The following is a 19,896-nucleotide window of genomic DNA, read 5'->3' on the forward strand; positions in this document are numbered from 1 at the left end:
GCGCAAAATAAAATTTATAATAATATTAATGATCAATCATTATTAAAAGGACAAATATGAAAAAAAGTATTGATGATATCAAGTTTATGGGCAAAAAAGTTTTAATGAGAGCAGACTTTAATGTGCCAATTAAAAATGGAGTGATTACTTCAAATAAAAGAATAGTTGCAGCAATACCTACAATTAAGAAAATAATTAATGAAGGCGGAAAATTAATTTTAATGTCACACTTAGGCAGAATTAAAAGTGCTGAAGATATGGCAAAAAATGATTTATTCCCTGTTTCAGTTGAACTAGCAAAATTGTTGAATAAGCCTGTTTTATTTGTGGATTCGACAAGAGGCATTGAATTAGAAAATGCAATTAACAGCATGCATAATGGTGATGTTATTTTGATGCAAAATACTCGTTATGAAGACATTAACGAAAAAGCTGAGAGCAAAAATAATCCTGAATTAGGCAAATATTGAGCTTCATTAGGGGATGTATTTGTTAATGATGCTTTTGGTACAGCACACAGAGCTCACGCTTCTAATGTTGGCATTGCAAGCCACATTAAGCACTCAGTTGTTGGCTACTTGATGCAAAAGGAAATTGAATCGCTTACAAAAGCAATTGAAGCGCCTGCACATCCTTATGTAGCTATTATTGGTGGTGCTAAAGTTAGTGACAAAATTAAAGTTTTAGAACACTTAATTCCACTAGTTGATAAGATGATAATTGGTGGCGGTATGGCTTATACATTCAAAAAAGCATTAGGTTACACAATTGGCACATCTATTTGCGAAGATGACTTCTTGCCTTTTGCTAAAGACTTTTTAGAAAAAAACAGCACAAAAGTTATTCTTCCAGTTGATAATGCATGTGCTAAAGAATATGCTGACGTTGAGCCAGTTTACTGCGAGTTAAATATTCCTGAAGATCAAATGGGATTAGACATTGGCCCAAAGTCAATATCATTATTTAAAGAGGCGTTAGCTGGAGCTAAAACTGTTGTTTGAAATGGCCCAATGGGTGTGGCTGAATTTAATAACTTTAGTGCTGGAACTCTAGAAATAGCTAAAGCTATATCAGAATTAGATTCATGCTACTCAGTAGTTGGTGGCGGTGATAGTGTTGCTGCAGTGCAAAAATTAGGTATGGAAGATAAATTCTCTCATGTTTCAACAGGCGGCGGCGCTTCATTAGAATTCCTGCAAGGCTTGGAACTTCCTGGCATTAGTGCAATTGAAGATAAATAATAAAAGTGTAAAAAAATGAGCTTGATAATGGCTCATTTTTTAAACAAAAATGCTGTTTTACAGCACTTTACGGTATTTAGAAATATATGGAGCAAATGAGGGGAATTGAACCCCCGTATCCAGCATGGCAAGCTGGTGTTCTACCATTGAACTACATTTGCATAAGCAATATTATTTTATACCAAAAATATGTTTTGCAAAATATTTTTTAAGATTTTGTGTTGTGAATTAATCATTATTATTGCTTTAATGAATAGTTTACTTTCTGTGTGAAAATTTTCATAAATCAAGCAATTTATGTATATTTTTGTGCTGATCTCAATCAGCGCACAATATGCCAACGTCTAATTTAATATAATTAAATTAGGGAAGGAGGATACAATGTACGATTTAAATTATACAAACACACAATATAATGCCAACATAAATGACTTATTCGTTTCTCCTAAAGAACAAAACATAATTTCTGAATATTCAAAATTAAGTATTAAAGAAATTTTGAAGTATATGGAATTGGAAATATTTAAATACAATAAAAAAGTTGATTTTAAGGTAAAAAAAAATTAAGTACTTTACTGACGATATGGGAAACCCAATGGTGTATGTCGAATACTTACCATTTGGGTCTGCGGTTTTTTCATTAGAAAATTTCACCTCACTTCTTTTAAATTTAAAAACTACTGAAAGTAAAATTGAGAAATTAGCCAAAAATAAAAAGTACTCTTTCAATTTGTTTACTGGCGAATTTTTTGAGATTGATAAAGATTTTGAATTTAAAAAAAATAACCCCCTTTTTGTAAGTTTGAAGAAGAATGATGTTAATGTGTTGAAAACACTAAATGATAAAGAGTTAATCAATTCTAAAACTCAAATATCAAATAGTAACAACAAATCAAATAACTCAGTAATGTTGCTTGGGTCGTATGTTCCTGAATTTATAAATTATAGTAATGAAATCATAAAAGCAGATAAAGAAGTTTCACACTCATGATGGTTCAAAACCCTGCTTGATGGTTTTGGGTACACTGAACCTATTGATTTTCATTACGAGGATTCAATGAATCGTGGCCTTTGTCATTATATTGCATCATCAATATTAATTCAGTATAGTCAATTGTTTTTATCACAAGATACTCTCACAAAAGAACAACAAGAAAAGTATATGATTAAGCCATCTAATTCTAAAGATAATAATGACAAATGAAGTTATCCTACTGGACCTGATTTTAATGAAATGTTAGTTTACGACTTGTGAGCAAAATACAATAGCCATTGATTTGCAACATCTGCAAGAGTTTTATCAGGTGCTGTTTTGAAAGACTATTAAATGATGGAAGAAAATCACCAATATATGTACACTATAGGACTGTTGGTGCCATAAGGCCATGAGCATGGATAGATTCTGACCAACCTTGCTTAATAATGGGAAGAATACCTTTGAATAGTCAAGGGGAACGTGGTATACATGCAGTTGTTGTTTATGGCTATTTTGATAACGGCAATAAGACATTGGTTCACTTTGGGTGACCGGGACGTTCACAAGTTATTATGGATAGTTGATTATACTGAAGTTGAACATTGATTGCTTTATCCCCTATTAACAAAAAACCTACTATAGCAGATAAAAGTTATTTTATGATGAACAATAAAAATATAGATGTTGAGGAATTTGAGAAAGGTATACAATAATGAATAATCTATCTTTATCAGCTCAATCAAGTCTTTGAGCCTTGTTTCAATTAAAAAGCAGTAAAAAAAGAAACTTTTTAATCTTTGTTGTTTTATTGCCAATAATTTTCTTATTAAGCTGTTTTATAGTTGATATAGTATTAAATTCTATTAATTTCATTCAATATTTTGAGTTTAATTCAAAAAACATTAAAGCAGAATTTATTGAAAGCATGTTCACATACTCATCAGTCAAGGTTGTCTTCATAGTTTTCTTTTCTGCTATTCATCTATTACTAGTTCTTCCAGCACTAAAAAAACTAATTTTAAGTGAGAACGAATTGAAAAAAAGTAATGATGGCTCATTAGCTAAACATATTAAAGAGTCCTATGCCACTGGCAAACAAATATCGTCATTGCTTATTGTTCAATTTTGAGTTGATATGTTTTGATACTTAACATATATAGTTATTGCATTTCTAGACTTTATGAATTTGCAGTTTGTTTACAATAATCATAATTTTAATGATACTTATCCCGATCAAGTTTCGTTTGGAATTAATTTAGGATTTGCAATAAGTGCATTAATTAAAATTATCATCATTGATAATGCTATCCCTCTTGTGTTTCATAAAAAACCAAAAAATTATGTTGTGAATGGCAATGCTGCTAACTATTTATGATTATATATCATATGAATTTCAGGTTTTATGTTTTTGGTATTAACACACATAGCAGGCTTACATTTAAAAATAATTCACTGAGTGTTTATATACTCATCACCTGTCATAATTACACCTTTAATGTTCCTATTAACATATATTATCAAGGCTATATACATAATAAAACTTAACAAACACAATAGAACTGCTTTAACTTTTGTATCTGCATTTTTAGTTCTTTTCAGTTATGAATAAGTCATATATTAAAATTCTAAAAAGACGAAGGTTTTAAGTCTTCGTCTTTTGTATATTCCTCTATAAAACAGATTTATAAGACAAGTGGTTTTGTTAAAATTTGCTATTTCTGTATCACAAATTCAACTAATGTATCAATTAAAACGCCTTGTGGTTTCCCTTTAATATCTGCTGTGCCAGCTACATCACAATGAATATACGGAATATTATTTGTGAATTGCTTTAAGAACATAGTTGCAGTGTTTGAATCAGATAATTCATCATTATTATAGTTATTTAAATCTGCAACTATGCTTGCTTTATTAGGTTCATGAAAATCTTCATGTAAAGGCATTCTTCAAACTTTTTCTTTAGCTATCTTAGCAGCTTTTTCAAATATACTTCAGTTATTGTCATCAGTTGATCATATTCCAGAATAGCTCTTGCCTAAAGCACTTAAAATTGCCCCTGTTAGTGTTGCAACATCAACTAAACAAGTTGCTTTAAGCACTTTTGCACCGTAAAATAGACCATCAGCTAAAACTAATCTTCCTTCAGCATCAGTGTCAGTAACTTCTACAGATAGCCCAGACATTGATTTATAAACATTTTCAGGTAACGAAGCATCCCCATTTGTTCTATTATCAGTTATGCACATAACTGCAGCTACATTTTTCTTAACATTAAGCTCAGCTAAAGATTTTAAGGCATAAGCTACAATTACAGATCCAGACATATCATACTTCATACCTTCCATATGATATCCTTTAGTATTTACACCACCAGTATCAAATGTTATACCTTTTCCAACAAGCACAATTTTTTCATCTGAATCAGGATTGCCGTTATATTCAAGTACAACAACTCTAGCTTCGTGAGTTGAACCTTTATTAACTGATAAAAGCAAATTCATACCTAATTCTTCAATCTTGCTTTTGTCTAAAACTGTAACTTTTACATTTTTAATATTAGCAAAATCATCTACTATAAAATTTGCCAATGAGACTGAATTACAGTAATTTTCAGGCATAACTTGCAAGTTTCTGCACTTGTTACGATTATTAGCGATAACCTCAAATTTGTGCGCTAACTCTTTGTATTTTTCGTCATTAAATAAAAATGTGAAATTGCTTTTAGTTGCTACTGATTTCTTAAGATTAAATAATGAAGCTTCATAAAATATAATTCTTGAATAAAATGCTTTGATAACATCTTCAATGCTAAATATTTTTTTAGCAAAAGAGTTAATATCAATTTGATATTCTCTTTTTCTTCCAATAATATTGTTATCTATTAGTTCAACCAAGTCATCATAGCTTTCTAACTTACTTGTTAAATAAATATATGCAACATTTTCATTATGAAATTCAGTAATTGCACCATAACGCTTGCTTAAAAAATTATATTTATCACATTTATCTAATTCTTCATATTGTGCTATCAATAGCATCTTTTCGTCTCTGTTTGTTAAATAATATTTTGACATTTTGTGACCTTTCATATGAAACAATAATTCTATTATAAGAAATTTAGGCCGATTTACATATAATTTGCACTTAATCTATTAGTTAAATTACGGAGGATATAATTAAATTGTTATGAAAAAAGTAAAGTGAATTTATACATCAGCGGGGATACTAACTGCTGCAGGGTCTTTAAGCACTTCAGTATCTTGTTTTATACCTTTTGGTGATATTGATAGTTCGAAAATAACTATTTCTAATTCTACCAATACCCCTATAAATAAGGCACAAAATGATAATATATCAAACGGACTTAATGGTGCAAATTCAGGCGCATACAAAGATATAAATATTGGTTTTTGAAATGTTTTAAATTATTCACCATCATCTCTTAGTTCAGCCTACTTTAAAACTCAAGCTTTAGCTTCAGTAATTGCCCAACAACACTATGATTTAGTTGGATTAGTCGAATTAAAGGGGAGCAATACTACTCATTTAGATGAGTTAATAAAACTATTAAATGAGCAAAGCAAGAAAATCTCATCGCTAGATAGATGAGCTTATAGAGTTTCTGACAAATATCTTTCTAATCCTAGTTACACAAAGCATGATGAAAGTGAATTTGCAGGATTTTTATATAAAACTAATAAACTAGAACCAATTCAATTTAATGATGGCTCTATTGGAAAAATATACAAAAAAGATAACCCAGAGTTTAAAGAAACTCCTTTTGGCGGTAATGTAAAACACTATTCAAGGCCGCCATATGGAATGAAATTTAAAATCTTAAATAACAAATTAAAAAACAATGACTTTACTTACATAATAGATCACTTTGATAGCCCTGGTGCTAAACAATCAAAAGGTGAAGTTTCCGTTAAAGGCGCTGGCTCATCAGAATTAAATGAAGCACATAACCTTCAATACGTATTTGACTATTTTAATGGTATAGACGGAGAAAACGAAGACTTGTTTTTTGCTGGTGATACTAACATAAAAGCAAGCAATCATAATGATGCTTTTAGCTGAATTGCTAAAAACCAAATTTACAAAAATGTTTTTGAGCCCACAAAAGAAAACAACACTTCACTTAGCACTTCATTTAATAAATATGCTAATTCATATGACAAAATAATCCACCGTTCGAAACTAAAATATAGCAATCCAAAAATATTTAAACTATATGACTTTGTTAATAATGTTTTTCTTTATAAAAATATAAATTCATTGACTGATTGAATAAATTATGTTAAGTCATCATCAAACAAATCTTATGGATCAAACTATGGATATATCAGAAGCGGAATCTCGGACCACTCACCAGTAGGATATTCTGTTTTATTTGAATAGTACTATAAAACAGCCATAAACAAAAAGCAGGGGTTCCTGCTTTTTTATTACTTGGTGTGCTTTACAACAATATTGTTTGGTGAAACTTCTTTATATTCATCAATCTTACGTTTGCCAAATGGATTTGTTGATGATTGAGCTCCGCTTCCAGTAATCAATTGACCAAATTTAATATAGCTTTCTAAAATGTCTCCACCTTCAAATACACTTTTTGCCTTTTCAGGGTGTTTAACATAGTCAAGCATTTCATATCCGTCGCCACCAATTAAAATAAAGTCATTTGTAACAATGTAATAATCTTTATCTTTTTCAACTTTTTTGCCATTTATCATTACACTGTTTTCGTCTAGTTCATAGACAAATTTGTCGCCTTTAGTTTCTTTAAAATTAATGTTTGCTTTAACATTATGTGAATATTGAGCATATGCTCCTGAGAACACTTTTGAAGCTCCATGCTTCATAGCTTCAAGTAAAACGCTTCCTTTTACTTGAACAGCAGCAATTCTATTACCAAAAGGTGAAATTCCTAAAAGGTCAGCTCTCTTAATGTCGCCTGATTGAGTGTCTTGACGCAAACCACCACCATTTACTAATCCAATAACATTATCAGCACTAAATTGAACTTCTTTTCCATTGACTTTAGGTTTATTTTCGATAAAGTCATAAACAGCAGCATCAGCAGCAAATGTACCTAAGTTAGTTTGTTGTGCTCTACCTCTTCAAATTGGGATTTCTCTCTCGCCACCGCCTGGCTTAATCTTCACTTCTTCAGTGTGCTTAAATTCAACACTTGATTTAAACACAACTTTATCATTAACGGCATCAAACTTTTCTTTTAGTTTGCCAATCATATCTTTAATAGATTGAATTGAATTTTCCTTACCGCCAAGTAATTCAGTGTACTCAATTGTTCTTAAGTGTTGTTTAACTTCACTAACTTTTCCAGTTTCAGAATCAACAACTAAATCTAATTCACTTAAGTATCTTGTGTAGCACTCTGCTTGAGTTAAAAATCCTTTTTCTTCATCTTTACGCTCAATATCAACTCTTGTGTGTGAGTGGCCATCAAGTACTAAATCAACACCTTCAACATTTTTAGTAAATTCTCTTGAATCTCATCTTGTATCAGGTCTATTAACTCCTAAGTGAGTTAAAGCAACTATGAAATTAACACCCTTAGATTTTAGCTCCTCAACAGTTTTCTTGCCTGATTCAATAGGATCTAAGAAAGTAACATGAACTGAGTTTTTAGGATTACTTGTTCATTGTGTGTCAGGAGTAGTAATACCCATAATGCCAACTTTGATTCCTGAATCTAATGTTTTAATAATGTATGGAGTAAATACTTTTTCATCCTTAACAGCTAACTTGCCATCTTTTGTCTTAATTTTTTCACTAACAGCTTTTTCATTTCATACTATGTTAGCTGATAAAAATGGCATCCCAGCAGTTTCTCTTTCAATATTGAACATATGTTCTAAGCCATAGTCAAATTCATGGTTACCAATAGCTACTGCTTGATAATTCATTTCTTTAGCAACTTTTGAAATAGTTAATCCTTTGTCTGAATCTGATAAAGGAAGCCCTTGAATTAAGTCGCCTGCTGAAAGTAATAAGTCTCTGTCAAAGTCTTTATTTAAAATTTCAGCTAGCCCTTGCATACCTGAATAGTTATTAAACTTACCATCATCAAACACTAAACGGCCGTGTTCATCATTAGTGTGAACGATTTTAACAACTTGTGTTTTAAAGTTCTTTTGAACCTTCTTTAGGTTCTTAAATTCATCATTAGCTTTTTTCCTTAAGCCCTGTAAAATAGGAGTTCTAGTCTTAACTCATGCGTCTTTTTCAGCTATTAATTTTTGTTTTTGCTCTTTTGAAATATCTTTAGCATTAATAGCTTTTTTCTTTTCAACTAATGCCTTAACATCTGTTTCAACTGCATCATTAAATTTCTTAAAAGCATCTTCATAAGCTGCTCTAGCTTTAGCAACTTTTGCTGGTGAAGAAACTCCACAAGTAGCAGCAATTGTTGGAATAGCTGCTAAAGTAGATATTGCTCCAAGACCTAAAATAAATTTTCGCTTCATAATCCCTACCTTTAATTTATATAAATTTTCATTAAAAAATTTATATGTAATAAATTCTAAACAACTTTAAAATATTTGAAAATACAGGTACGAATTGTTCCATTTATTAAATTTAGTTGCAATAAAAAACACTCTTTATTAGAGTGCTTTATTAAGTAATTAATCTTCGTCTTTAAGCTGAATATTACGTTTTTTGATAATTTCGTCAGCTATATTTTTAGGACATTTTTCATAGTGGTGGAATTGCATTTGGTAATTACCACGACCAGCAGTCATGCTACGCAAGTCTGTAGCATAACCAAACATTTCACTTAGTGGTGTTAAACAACGTAAAATGTGAGCGCCATCATTTCTTAATTCACTTTCTTGAATTTGACCTCTACGACGAGTAATGTCGCCCATTACATCACCATAGTAATCGTCAGGAATGATAACTGAAACGTCCATAATAGGTTCTAATAGAACTGTTCCAACTAAATCTTTAGCTTTAGTTAATGCTTTAGATGCGGCTATTTTATAGGCTAATTCAGATGAATCGACATCGTGGTATGAACCATCAAATAATGTTGCCTTAATGTCAATCATTGGATATCCAGCTAATATACCGCTAGCCATTTTGTCTTCTAAACCTTTTTGAATTGGCTTAATGTATTCTTTAGGTATCTTACCACCAACAATCTTGTCAACAAATTCAAAACCTTTGTCTGGATTAGGTTCAAATTTAATTCAAACATGACCATATTGACCTTTACCACCTGATTGCTTAATGTGTTTACCTTCAACATCAGCACTCTTAGTAATTGTTTCACGGTATGAAACTTGAGGAGCACCAACTTTAGCTTTAACGCCATGTTCTCTCTTTAGACGATCAACAATAATGTCTAAGTGTAACTCACCCATACCTGCAATAATTGTTTGACCAGTTTCTTCGTCAGTGTAAGTTCTAAATGTAGGGTCTTCAGCAGCTAATTTTTGTAAACCTAAAGCCAATTTTTCCATAGCATCTTTTGATTCAGGTTCTAATGCTTGTGAAATAACTGGTTCAGGGAAAACCATTCTTTCTAAAACAATTTCAGGAGCTTTTTCAGCAATTAATGTATCACCTGTTGTTGTACCTTTAAGACCAACAGCAGCAACTATGTCACCTGCATTAGCTTCATCAATTTCACTACGTGAGTTAGCATGCATTAAAATTAAACGGCCAATTCTTTCTTTGGTGCCTTTTGTTGAGTTATATACATAACTACCTTTTTGTAAAGTACCTGCATAAAGTCTAATGAATGTTAATGAACCAACAAATGGGTCAGTCATAACTTTAAATGCTAAACCTGTAAAAGGATAGTCATCTGTAGCAGGAACATCAACTTCTTCATTTTCGCCTTTATGTGCTTTAGCGGCTGGAATATCTAGTGGTGATGGAAGATAGTCAACAACGGCATCAATCATTTTCTTAACACCTTTGTTTTTAAAACTTGTTCCACAAACTGCAGGGAAAAATTCAGAAGTTAAAGTTGCTTTACGAATCATTGCTTTAAGTTCATCTAAAGTAGGTTCAACACCATCTAAAACTTTCATCATGAACTCTTCATCATATGTTGCAACAGCTTCAATTAATTCTTGTCTTTTTTCTTTTGCTAAAGCTTGTAAATCAAATGGAATTTCAATTTCCTTAGCATTTTCTTCAGGCTTTCCATCGTATTCATAAGCTTTCATTTCCACAAGGTCAACAATACCTTTGAAATCACTTTCTTGACCGATAGGAATTTGAATTGCTACTGCATTAGCATTCAATCTTGTTTTTACAGACTTAACTGAAGCAAAGAAATCTGCGCCAGCTTTATCCATTTTGTTAACATAAATAAGTCTTGGAACTCTGTATGTTGTAGCTTGTCTTCAAACAGTTTCAGTTTGTGGTTCAACACCAGATTGCGCATCTAGCACTGTAACAGCACCGTCTAAAACACGTAATGAACGCTCAACTTCAACAGTAAAGTCAACGTGGCCAGGGGTGTCAATAATATTAATTCTTTTGCCTTTTCAAAATGCTGTTGTAGCAGCAGAAGTAATTGTTATCCCACGTTCTTGTTCTTGAGCCATTCAGTCCATTTGTGAAGCACCATCGTGTGTTTCACCAATTTTGTGAATTTTACCTGTGTGTAATAAAATTCTTTCAGTAGTTGTTGTTTTACCAGCATCAATGTGAGCCATAATACCGATGTTACGGTAATCTTCTAATTTATATTGTCTAGCCATAAATTCCTAAAGTAAAATAATTTATAAAACTATCATCTAAAGTGAGCAAAGGCACGGTTGGCTTCAGCCATTTTGTGTGTGTCTTCACGTTTTTTGATAGCTCCACCTGTTTTGTTTGATGCATCAATAATTTCGTTAGCTAATCTAACATCCATTGTTTTTTCATTTCTTAGACGAGCATACTGAACTAATCATCTAAGAGCTAGGGTTTGTTTTCTTCTAGCAGAAACTTCAGTAGGAACTTGGTAGTTTGTACCACCAATTCTTCTGGTTCTAACTTCTAATTGAGGAGTAACGTTGTCAATTGCAGCTTGGAATACTTCCATTGGGTCTTTTTGTGTTTTTTCTTTAACTAGGTTAAATGCTGAATATAAGATATCTTGTGCTAATGATTTTTTACCGTCAAGCATAATTGTGTTAATTAATTTAGTAACTAATACAGAATTAAAAACTGGGTCTGCTAGCACTTTTCTTATAGGTGCGCTATGTTTTCTAGACATTTTCTACCTCTTTCTAAATTAATTTCTAAATTATTTCTTTTCTTTTTTAGCGCCGTATAAACTACGACCTTGCTTACGGTTAGCAACACCAGCTAAATCTTGTGTTCCACGCACTATATGATATCTAACACCAGGAAGGTCTTTAACTCTTCCACCACGAATAAGCACAACTGAGTGTTCTTGAAGGTTGTGTCCTTCACCACCAATGTATGCTGTAATTTCCATTCCGTTTGATAATTTAACACGAGCATACTTACGAGATGCTGAGTTAGGTTTTTTAGGAGTCATAGTAGCAACCCTAGTACATACACCACGCTTAAATGGCGCAGGCAATTTACGAGCTGACTTAGTTAAAGTATTAAAACTAAGATTCAAAGCAGGAGCGTTTTGCTTACGTACTTTGTTTTCTCTACCATTAACAACCAATTGATTTGTTGTAGGCATTTTGCTTTCCTTTCATTAAATTTCTAAATGTCCTAAATTCTGACCTATATAAAATATAAGTACAACTAATTATATAACAACTTAGCCGTGTGTTTCAATTTTTTTATTTTTTTTATTTATTTTGTTTTATTTGAGCTATTTAAAACCACAATCTTAAGACATTAACTTTGCCAAAAGCTCAATAAATAAGTATTTTTGGTAAAATTTAGTCACTATTCATCTTTTGCAAAATAACTATTGAAAAATTCAGGATTTAAAATATAATTTAAATATTATTTTTTACTGTCTTCAATATAGACAAAAATTAAAAGTAGGTTTATAGATGATTAATTACAAAGAGAAAAAAGCAAACATAGTTTTAGATTCTAAAAGTTGAGAAACTAGCAAAACTAAGTCAATTATTGAGCTAACTTCACAAGGCAAAAAATCAACTTTAAGTGATGTTGAAGTTTACACAATTAACAAAACTATAAATAGTAAGTTAGATGAATTGTTTGCTAAATTACGCCAAGAAGATCCTAATTTTGTAGCTATTCCACCAATTGTTGTAGTTGATGGCCCAGATAAAAATGGGGTTAAAATAGACATAACAATAACACATTATCCTTCTGATGAAATTTTAAAAGTTGATTATTCTAATTTAGATATTGATTTTACTTATAAGCCTGTTCCAAAGGAGTTTTTGGACAGTTCTTTTGACAAAATTATTGCTGAATATCCAATTTTAGCTACTGCTGATGATGCTATTGTTGAAGGTGATGTTGTAACTTGAAGTGCAACTAGAAGTTTAAAAAATGAAATAATTGGCGAAGATAAGGAAATTCGAACAAAGGCTGAAAAAACTGATCAATTTTCACTTAATAATGAAATTATTGGCCACAAAGTTAATGAACAGTTCCAAGCAACTGCGCCTGATGGTGTAACATTCTTTATAACAATTTTGGACATTAAACGTCCTGTGCCTACTAAATTAACAGATGAAAATATTCATTTAGCAATGCTGCCTGATGTTAATTCTTTAAATGATTTTAAGGAAAAAATTGCAAAAGATACAGCAAAGAATAATGCATCAAATTTTCTCCTACGCTACTATGAAATAGCCCTTGACGCCATAGTTTCAAAAAATGAAATTAGCCTTAATGAGCAAAATATATTCCACTCAACTAATAACCACATTGATGCAATTTTATCTAATGTTGCTGATCCAACTCATAGACAAATGCTTTATGAACAAGTTGTTCATGAAACAGGTGAGGGCTTAAAAATATTAAAAAGAGCAAGAGAAAATTCAATTGCATCATATCATTTAGTTCTAATTGATAATATTTTAGGCGGAAATGAAAAAATAAGTGTGTCAGGCGAAGATATTGAAAGAGAAATTGAGTATATGGACTATTCAATGTTTCCAAAACCAGAGAACCTTGATAAGGAAGAGCTTTTTTCAATTTTAATGCACCAAAAAATGGCTTTATATCTAATGAAAATCAACAATCCTAGTCAATATGAACTAGTTAAAGCAGACCTTGGCTTTGATATCTAAATTTTAAGTAAAATAAAAAATAATTAAGAGGAGGCAAAATGTTAGAAGTTCAAAATTTAAGCAAAATTTTTAGTGACAAGAAGCTTTTTGAAAATGTAAGCTTAAAGTTTACAGCAGGTAGTACATACGGCATAATAGGAGCTAATGGCGCTGGAAAAAGTACATTTTTAAAAATTATTGCTGGTGAAATTGAACCAACTTCAGGTCAAATTATTGTCGAAAAAGGCCGTAGAATAAGCGTTTTGAGCCAAGATCATAACGCTTATGATGATATGAATGTTACTGATGTAGTTGTTTTAGGTAATAGCGATCTTTTTAAAATAAAAGAGGAAAAGGACGCTATTTATGCTAATCCTAATGCCACTATGGAAGACTATACACATGCTGGTGAATTAGAAGAAAAATTTGGTGCTCTTGGTGGCTGAACTGCTGAAAATGATGCCCAAGAACTTTTATCAGGCTTGCAAATTCCTAAAGAAAAATGAAATTCGCCAATGAGTCAATTGACTGCTAATCAAAAAATTAAAGTACTTTTAGCTAAAGCTTTATTTGGCAACCCTGATATTTTAATTATGGACGAGCCTACTAACCATTTAGACTTACGTGCTATCAAGTGATTAGAAAATTTTTTAGCCGATTATGAAAATGTTGTTATTGTTGTATCCCACGATAGCGACTTTTTAGACAATGTGTGCACTAATATTGTTGATATTGACTTTAATGAAGCTAAAATGTATACTGGTAACTATACTTTCTGAAAAGAAAGTAGTGAGCTAGCTAGAGAATTAATGAAGCAATCTAATGCCAAAAAAGAATTGCAAATTGAAAAACTAAAACAATTTATAGCTCGTTTTAGCGCTAATGCTTCAAAATCTAGACAAGCTACTAGTAGAAAAAAATCATTAGAAAAAATAACATTAGATGAAATTAAGCCTTCAAACAGAAAATATCCTTACATTAATTGAGAAGTTCACAGAGCTCCTGGTAAAGACATTTTGGAAGTTGATGGCTTAACATATGTTAATGAGCAAGGTGAAACACTATTTGAAAATGTTTCTTTCACTCTTGCAAGAGGCGAAAAAATGGTGCTTATTGGTGATGATGACATTGCTAAAACCAAGTTTTTAGAGTGTTTAATTGGCGAAGCTAATCCTACCAAAGGTACTATAAAATGGGGGCAAACAGTTAAATTTACTTACTATCCAAATGATAATAGTAAATACTTTAATGAAAACATATCAATTATAGATTGACTTGCCAAGTGACCACCATATAACTCAACCAAAGAAACTAAGGATGTTTCAGATCACAGAATGAGAAGCTTCTTAGGTAGAATGCTCTTTTCAAATGATTCAGTGTTTAAAAAAGTAGGAATTACTTCTGGTGGAGAAAAAGCTAGACTAATGTTCTCTAGAATGATGCTTTTAGAAGCTAACTTCTTAATTTTAGACCAACCGCTAGATCACTTAGACGCTGAAAGTATAGATAGCGTTATTCAAGGCTTGCAAAATTATAAAGGTGGATGCATATTTACAACATATAACCGTGCTTTAGTTAATAATGTTGCTAATGTTATTCTTGAAATTGCTCCAGATAAAAGTTTTATTTATCATGGCACTTTAGATGAATATGAAAAAATAATGAATTATTAAAGATATCGTTGTTTAACGATATTTTTTTGATGCTTTAAAAAATAGAAAAAATTAAAATGCTTATTAAAAATATCGTTTTAGTTCATAGAATTCAATATTCATAATGTTTATACTTTAAGTACTATTAATAATCATTAGTTTCTTATGCATTAAATGTACACAATTATCTTAAAAATAGTATTTAATAATATGTCTAATTTGGCTAATTTATAGGTATCAATGCAAATTATCAAAATGATTCAATATATTAAGTACTATAATTTAGTTAACGATATGAACAGATCTTTGAAATTTCTATGTGCACCAGCATATTTTATGCCTATGATTATGGTTGCAACTTCTTTACCAAATAATGACAATAAAATACAATTAAATGCTAATAGCTCAGAAACAATAAGCGAAGCTTTATATAATAAATTAATCAAACTTTACAAGCCTTACTATGACAAGTTAGGAATATTAGATAGAGATGACAAGCATCAAAATTATGAAAGTAATAAATATGATAAAGTTGGCATAATTGAACTTCACGATACCACCGGAGATTATTTTCTTTCTCAAAATAGAAATTTTCATTTCAAAAAAATTTTTTTAGATAAAACTAAAGACTCCAACATAACAATTGATGATCATGGATATGCAGTTTGTTCATTAATTGGAACTGATACTGGCATAAATCCAAATGCATTACTATATTATTCATCGCTTAATGATGCTAACATTATTGACTATATCAAAAATTTTTATGAGAACTATGACATTAAATTGATAAATATGAGTTTAGGACCAACAAATCCATATGACTTAATTTATAATATTTCAAATTCATCCTACAGTAAAAACATTTTTACAAAATATAAAAACGCTGCTGTAATGAACTCGTTATCAACTTCTGACAAAAAAAGATTAAAACACTCTTATTTATTGCTTGCAAAAGCAATTGTGTATTTTACTTTATTTGAAAATGAGCAAATTTACAATTTGTCATCAATTAAGAAAAACTATAGTGAAATTGGAAAATATGCTCAAAAAAACAATATTAAAATAATTCAATCTAGCGGTAATGATAATAATGAAATTACTAATGAAATGGGGAATAATGAATTTTTAAATCAGCCTGAATTTATGGAAAACGGGATGATTTCAAAGGACAAAATTTATAGTAGTTTTCAATCATTTTTTAATCAAACACCGAACACTAGAATGCTAAGAACAATCCGTGCCATTTTGGATAAAGCTTTTAATAACAACAATTGAATTTATGATTTTGATAACAATTGGATATCTGACTTTGACTTTTCTAGTTTTATCGATCCAAAAATTAGAAAGGAAAAACTTTTTAAGGCCTTATCATATTGACAAAGTCTGCACTATCATGATGGAATTATTTCTGTAGGCTCTGTTAATTGAAATAATATAGCAAGTCCTTTTAGTTCGTTTACCAAAGAAAATATGGGAACATACCCTTTAATTTCCGCTTATGGAAACTCGTATAAAAATGATAAAGAATCTATAATCATTGAAAACAAATACAAAAGTATTTATGATAATATAAAAAGTTACGTAGATGAACAAAGCAGTTCATCAAAATTAAGAAAAAAAATAAAATATTTACTTGAGTTCATAGGAACAAGCAAATCAGCGCCATTAATAACCGGACTTATTTCGAGACTGCAACATAAACTAAATAGAGAATTGTCAATTTCAGAAGTTAAGCTATTGCTGACTAGTTCAGCTAACTATTCAAAGACAAATGCATCTAAAAACACTAAATTTTCTTTTGATGAACTATCTTCAGAACATGAATATTGAAGAAAAAATTGATCAAAAAATAAAACTGGTTTCGGGGTACCCAAATATTTCAAAATGGAAAATATTTGAAAGAGTCAGAAAATAAGAAAAACTAAAATTCATAATATTTTTAACAATGATATTAGCAGTTATCCAGCTAAACAATTTTATTATGAATCTTCTATGCCAAAACCGTGAAGACAACTTAATTCAACTTTTGTATGAGATTACAAAATGTCATTCAGTGACTATTTAAAACTGAATTATCCTGATAATGATGCAAACAATTCTTTAGCTGAAAATCAGTGAATTAAACTGTTTTATAGTGCTATTAGGAAACAGACTGTATTACACAATGACTGATGAATTGACCAAATACCTTTATATTCAATAGAGGCTAAAATTAGTCTAAAGCATGATAAAACACCCGCCGATTACTCTGCTACCATATATAGTAATGAATATAATACAAGTGTACAGAGAATTCGCTACTTTAACCTTTATCCAGAATTAGCACAAAATTACAAAATATATATTACACTTGATGAATTAAATATACTTCTACACATCTTTTGAGATTACATAATCAGAAGCTATAATCTAAATATTGCAATAAATAATTCAAATAATTATTATAAAACATATTCAGCTATTATTGCTCCTTACAAAAAATATGTAAGTCAAATTGTTAATAAATATCTGAAGTATCTTAGGAATAATGTTAGCTTAATAAGTTACTCTGATTTTACATAAAAATTAATTTTTTGTAATGCTTATTTTACCTGTAATTTGATATAAATTAAGTAAGCAAAAATTTAGAAATTAACCTAAAAAATTGTTTCTATATTTTTGTTTATACTATATAATATTAATGCATTTTAAAAGATGCCCAGGTGGCGGAATAGGTAGACGCAAGGGACTTAAAATCCCTCGAACGTTAGTTCGTGCTGGTTCAAGTCCAGTTCTGGGTACCAGATGTCCGCTTTCATTAGAGGGCATAAATGCGCCCGTAGCTCAGGCGGTAGAGCAAATGGCTTTTAACCATTGGGTCAGAGGTTCGAGTCCTCTCGGGCGTACCATTTCACGAAAGTGACTATAAAACAGGCTTTAAAGCTTGTTTTTTTATTTCTTTAACTGCTAAATTAAAATAAAAAAATAAGCCGAAGCTTATTAATTAAATTGAGACTGATGAAGGTTGTAGTAAAACCCTTGTGCAGCCATTAGCTCTTTATGATTACCTTTTTCAATAATTTGTCCGTCATTAACAACTAGTATTAAATCAGCGTCCCTGATAGTGCTTAATCTGTGTGCAATAACAAATGACGTTTTGTTTTTCATTATTGAATTTTGCAATGCATCTTGCACAATTTTTTCTGTATTTGAATCAACATTTGAAGTGGCTTCGTCTAAGACTAGAATTTTTTTATCGCCTAAAATTGCTCTTGTTATAGAAAGGAGTTGTCTTTCGCCTTGAGATAAGTTGGCTCCATTGTTTTCAATGACTGTTTGATAGCCATTTTTGTAACTTTGGATAAAGTGATGAGCGCTAGTTATATTAGCTGCTTCAATTACTTCTTGGTCAGTTGCATTTGGATTAGCAACCTTTAAATTATTCATAATTGTATCGTTGAACATAAATGAATCTTGTAAAACAACTGTCATTAATTCTAATAAGTTGTCTTTTGGGATTTGTTTAAGCTCTAAGCCGTCAATTTTAATTGAGCCAGCTTCATAGTCATAAAACTTACTTAGCAAGTTAATAATTGTTGTCTTGCCGGCGCCTGTTGGGCCAACAATTGCGATAACTTGACCAGGTTTAGCATAAAATGAAGCATTTTTAAGCTGATATTTGTTTGAATTTTTGTTGTATCTAAATGAAACGTTATCAAATTCAACATGCCCACGCATTGTTGAAGCTTTTAAATACATTGGATTTTCAATATCAGCAGGTAATTCTAAGCCAACTAATTTAAAAATTCTGTTAGTTGAAGCTACCCCAATTTGAGTTGAGAACACTATGTTAAAAAATATTTGCACAGTGCTTGTGAATGTAAACATCAAATTAATATAACCAATAATTAAAGCAGTAACATCTTGGCCAACAACGCCAACAAAATTAATGTTGTTTATTTTGAAAAGAAGTGAAATTGCCAAAATTATTAAAACCAAAAAGTTTGAAAAAACAACAAATCATGGGTCAAAGAATTTTGAATACACGTCACCGATAAATGACTGTTTTTTAACATTTCTAGCTATTATTTCAAAATTGTTAAATGATTCATTTTCTTTGTCAAAAGATTGAGTTACTTTTGTGTTTTTTAACATTTCTTCAACATATGCATTCATATCACCAAAATAATCAGTCATCTTGATATAAGGTATTCTAGCTTTAGCTAATAATAATCAGCTTAAGGCACAAAAAGCAAATGTCACAGGCAATACTATTGCTGATAAAGTAATTGAGTAACAAAGCATAAAGATCACAGCAAATAATACTTTAAAAATCTTTCCCGATGTTTCATTAAATAACTGCGTCATTGTTAATGCTATATTATTTATATCATTAGTAAGAGTAGAAATTTGATCACCCACTTTGTTCTTATCGTGGTATGAAATAGGCATATAAAGCAAATTCTTAGATGCTACTTCTCTCATTTTTGCAGTGGTTCTAAAACTTGCAGATAAGAGCAATTTGTTTTGAATCATTCTAGTTACTAAATAAAGACCAAAGGCTAAAGCCAAGCCTGCCATTGAGACAATAAACATTGGCGTATTAAAAGGAGCCTTGTTAGCAATTACATCTTTAGTAAAAAATCAGCCAATTATAAATCCGGTCATGGCTGTACCAAATGTATATAAAAGCGCCTCAAAAAACGAAAGCACAAGTCCATAAATTAAAGACTTTTTTTCATTAGCAGACATGAATTTTAATGATGCTTTTAAAAGGCCAATAGTAGAGACAGTTGTGACTTTTTCTTTTTTAGATTTCTTAACTTTAATCATAATTG

The 19,896-nt window shown here is 30.6% G+C and carries 15 protein-coding genes and 3 tRNA genes; 11 read left to right on the top strand and 7 right to left on the bottom strand.

Annotation, left to right across the window (positions count from 1 at the left end; translation table 4 throughout):
- The first annotated feature begins 56 nt into the window (after nt 1-56).
- Nucleotides 57-1,241 carry a phosphoglycerate kinase gene (locus MAGA_RS03250; RefSeq protein ID WP_013022205.1) on the top strand — a complete coding sequence of 395 codons (1,185 nt, stop codon included), beginning with the start codon at nt 57-59 and terminating at the stop codon, nt 1,239-1,241.
- An 87-nt stretch (nt 1,242-1,328) separates the two neighbouring features.
- On the opposite strand, the gene MAGA_RS03255 is transcribed toward MAGA_RS03250, so the two are convergent.
- Nucleotides 1,329-1,402 (bottom strand) — tRNA-Gly (locus MAGA_RS03255).
- A gap of 220 nt (nt 1,403-1,622) precedes the next feature.
- On the opposite strand from MAGA_RS03255, the gene MAGA_RS04765 reads away from it, so the two are divergent.
- The 4 genes from MAGA_RS04765 to MAGA_RS03265 all read left to right on the top strand — a co-directional run bounded on the left by MAGA_RS04765 (nt 1,623) and on the right by MAGA_RS03265 (nt 3,826).
- Complete coding sequence (locus tag MAGA_RS04765) at nt 1,623-1,808, top strand: hypothetical protein (RefSeq protein WP_226790881.1); 186 nt, start codon at nt 1,623-1,625, stop codon at nt 1,806-1,808.
- A 28-nt stretch (nt 1,809-1,836) separates the two neighbouring features.
- Nucleotides 1,837-2,568 (top strand): putative cysteine peptidase, encoded by a 732-nt coding sequence (locus MAGA_RS04770; protein ID WP_226876331.1) that lies wholly within the window; start codon nt 1,837-1,839, stop codon nt 2,566-2,568.
- 110 nt (nt 2,569-2,678) lie between these two features.
- The gene (locus MAGA_RS04775; protein WP_226876332.1) at nt 2,679-2,930 is read left to right on the top strand and encodes a putative cysteine peptidase; all 252 of its coding nucleotides are present in this window, start codon (nt 2,679-2,681) and stop codon (nt 2,928-2,930) included.
- Entirely contained in the window at nt 2,930-3,826 is an 897-nt protein-coding gene (locus MAGA_RS03265) for a hypothetical protein (protein ID WP_013022208.1), read from the top strand. Before MAGA_RS04775 ends, MAGA_RS03265 begins: the two co-directional genes overlap by 1 nt.
- 103 nt (nt 3,827-3,929) lie before the next feature.
- Here MAGA_RS03265 and MAGA_RS03270 read toward each other — a convergent pair whose 3' ends face one another.
- Nucleotides 3,930-5,291, bottom strand: a complete 1,362-nt coding sequence (locus MAGA_RS03270; RefSeq protein ID WP_013022209.1) for a M17 family metallopeptidase — start codon at nt 5,289-5,291, stop codon at nt 3,930-3,932.
- A gap of 112 nt (nt 5,292-5,403) precedes the next feature.
- On the opposite strand from MAGA_RS03270, the gene mnuA reads away from it, so the two are divergent.
- Complete coding sequence (mnuA, locus tag MAGA_RS03275) at nt 5,404-6,618, top strand: membrane nuclease MnuA (protein WP_013022210.1); 1,215 nt, start codon at nt 5,404-5,406, stop codon at nt 6,616-6,618.
- 47 nt (nt 6,619-6,665) lie between these two features.
- Here the strand turns inward: mnuA and MAGA_RS03280 are convergent, their stop codons facing one another.
- From MAGA_RS03280 to rpsL, 4 genes are all read right to left on the bottom strand, one after another.
- Nucleotides 6,666-8,708, bottom strand: a complete 2,043-nt coding sequence (locus tag MAGA_RS03280; protein ID WP_013022211.1) for a 5'-nucleotidase C-terminal domain-containing protein — start codon at nt 8,706-8,708, stop codon at nt 6,666-6,668.
- A gap of 159 nt (nt 8,709-8,867) precedes the next feature.
- Nucleotides 8,868-10,961, bottom strand: coding sequence for an elongation factor G (gene fusA, locus MAGA_RS03285; RefSeq protein ID WP_004023999.1), 2,094 nt, complete (start codon nt 10,959-10,961; stop codon nt 8,868-8,870).
- Between the two features lie 29 nt (nt 10,962-10,990).
- Entirely contained in the window at nt 10,991-11,461 is a 471-nt protein-coding gene (gene rpsG / locus MAGA_RS03290) for a 30S ribosomal protein S7 (RefSeq protein ID WP_004024000.1), read from the bottom strand.
- 30 nt (nt 11,462-11,491) lie between these two features.
- Nucleotides 11,492-11,905, bottom strand: a complete 414-nt coding sequence (gene rpsL / locus MAGA_RS03295; RefSeq protein ID WP_004024001.1) for a 30S ribosomal protein S12 — start codon at nt 11,903-11,905, stop codon at nt 11,492-11,494.
- Nucleotides 11,906-12,227: 322 nt separating this feature from the next.
- Here rpsL and MAGA_RS03300 point away from each other — a divergent pair, with 322 nt between their 5' ends.
- From MAGA_RS03300 to MAGA_RS03320, 5 genes are all read left to right on the top strand, one after another.
- The gene (locus tag MAGA_RS03300) at nt 12,228-13,445 is read left to right on the top strand and encodes a trigger factor-related chaperone (protein WP_013022212.1); all 1,218 of its coding nucleotides are present in this window, start codon (nt 12,228-12,230) and stop codon (nt 13,443-13,445) included.
- Between the two features lie 38 nt (nt 13,446-13,483).
- Complete coding sequence (locus tag MAGA_RS03305) at nt 13,484-15,097, top strand: ABC-F family ATP-binding cassette domain-containing protein (protein WP_013022213.1); 1,614 nt, start codon at nt 13,484-13,486, stop codon at nt 15,095-15,097.
- A gap of 273 nt (nt 15,098-15,370) precedes the next feature.
- Nucleotides 15,371-17,641, top strand: coding sequence for a S8 family serine peptidase (locus tag MAGA_RS04660; protein WP_042509441.1), 2,271 nt, complete (start codon nt 15,371-15,373; stop codon nt 17,639-17,641).
- 134 nt (nt 17,642-17,775) lie between these two features.
- Nucleotides 17,776-17,862 (top strand) — tRNA-Leu (locus MAGA_RS03315).
- A 29-nt stretch (nt 17,863-17,891) separates the two neighbouring features.
- Nucleotides 17,892-17,967, top strand: a tRNA-Lys gene (locus MAGA_RS03320).
- Nucleotides 17,968-18,058: 91 nt separating this feature from the next.
- On the opposite strand, the gene MAGA_RS03325 is transcribed toward MAGA_RS03320, so the two are convergent.
- Entirely contained in the window at nt 18,059-19,891 is a 1,833-nt protein-coding gene (locus MAGA_RS03325; RefSeq protein WP_013022215.1) for an ABC transporter ATP-binding protein, read from the bottom strand.
- Between the last annotated feature and the right edge of the window lie 5 nt (nt 19,892-19,896).

The sequence above is a fragment of the Mycoplasmopsis agalactiae genome (genome assembly GCF_000089865.1).
GTDB lineage: Bacteria > Bacillota_I > Bacilli_A > Mycoplasmatales > Metamycoplasmataceae > Mycoplasmopsis > Mycoplasmopsis agalactiae_B.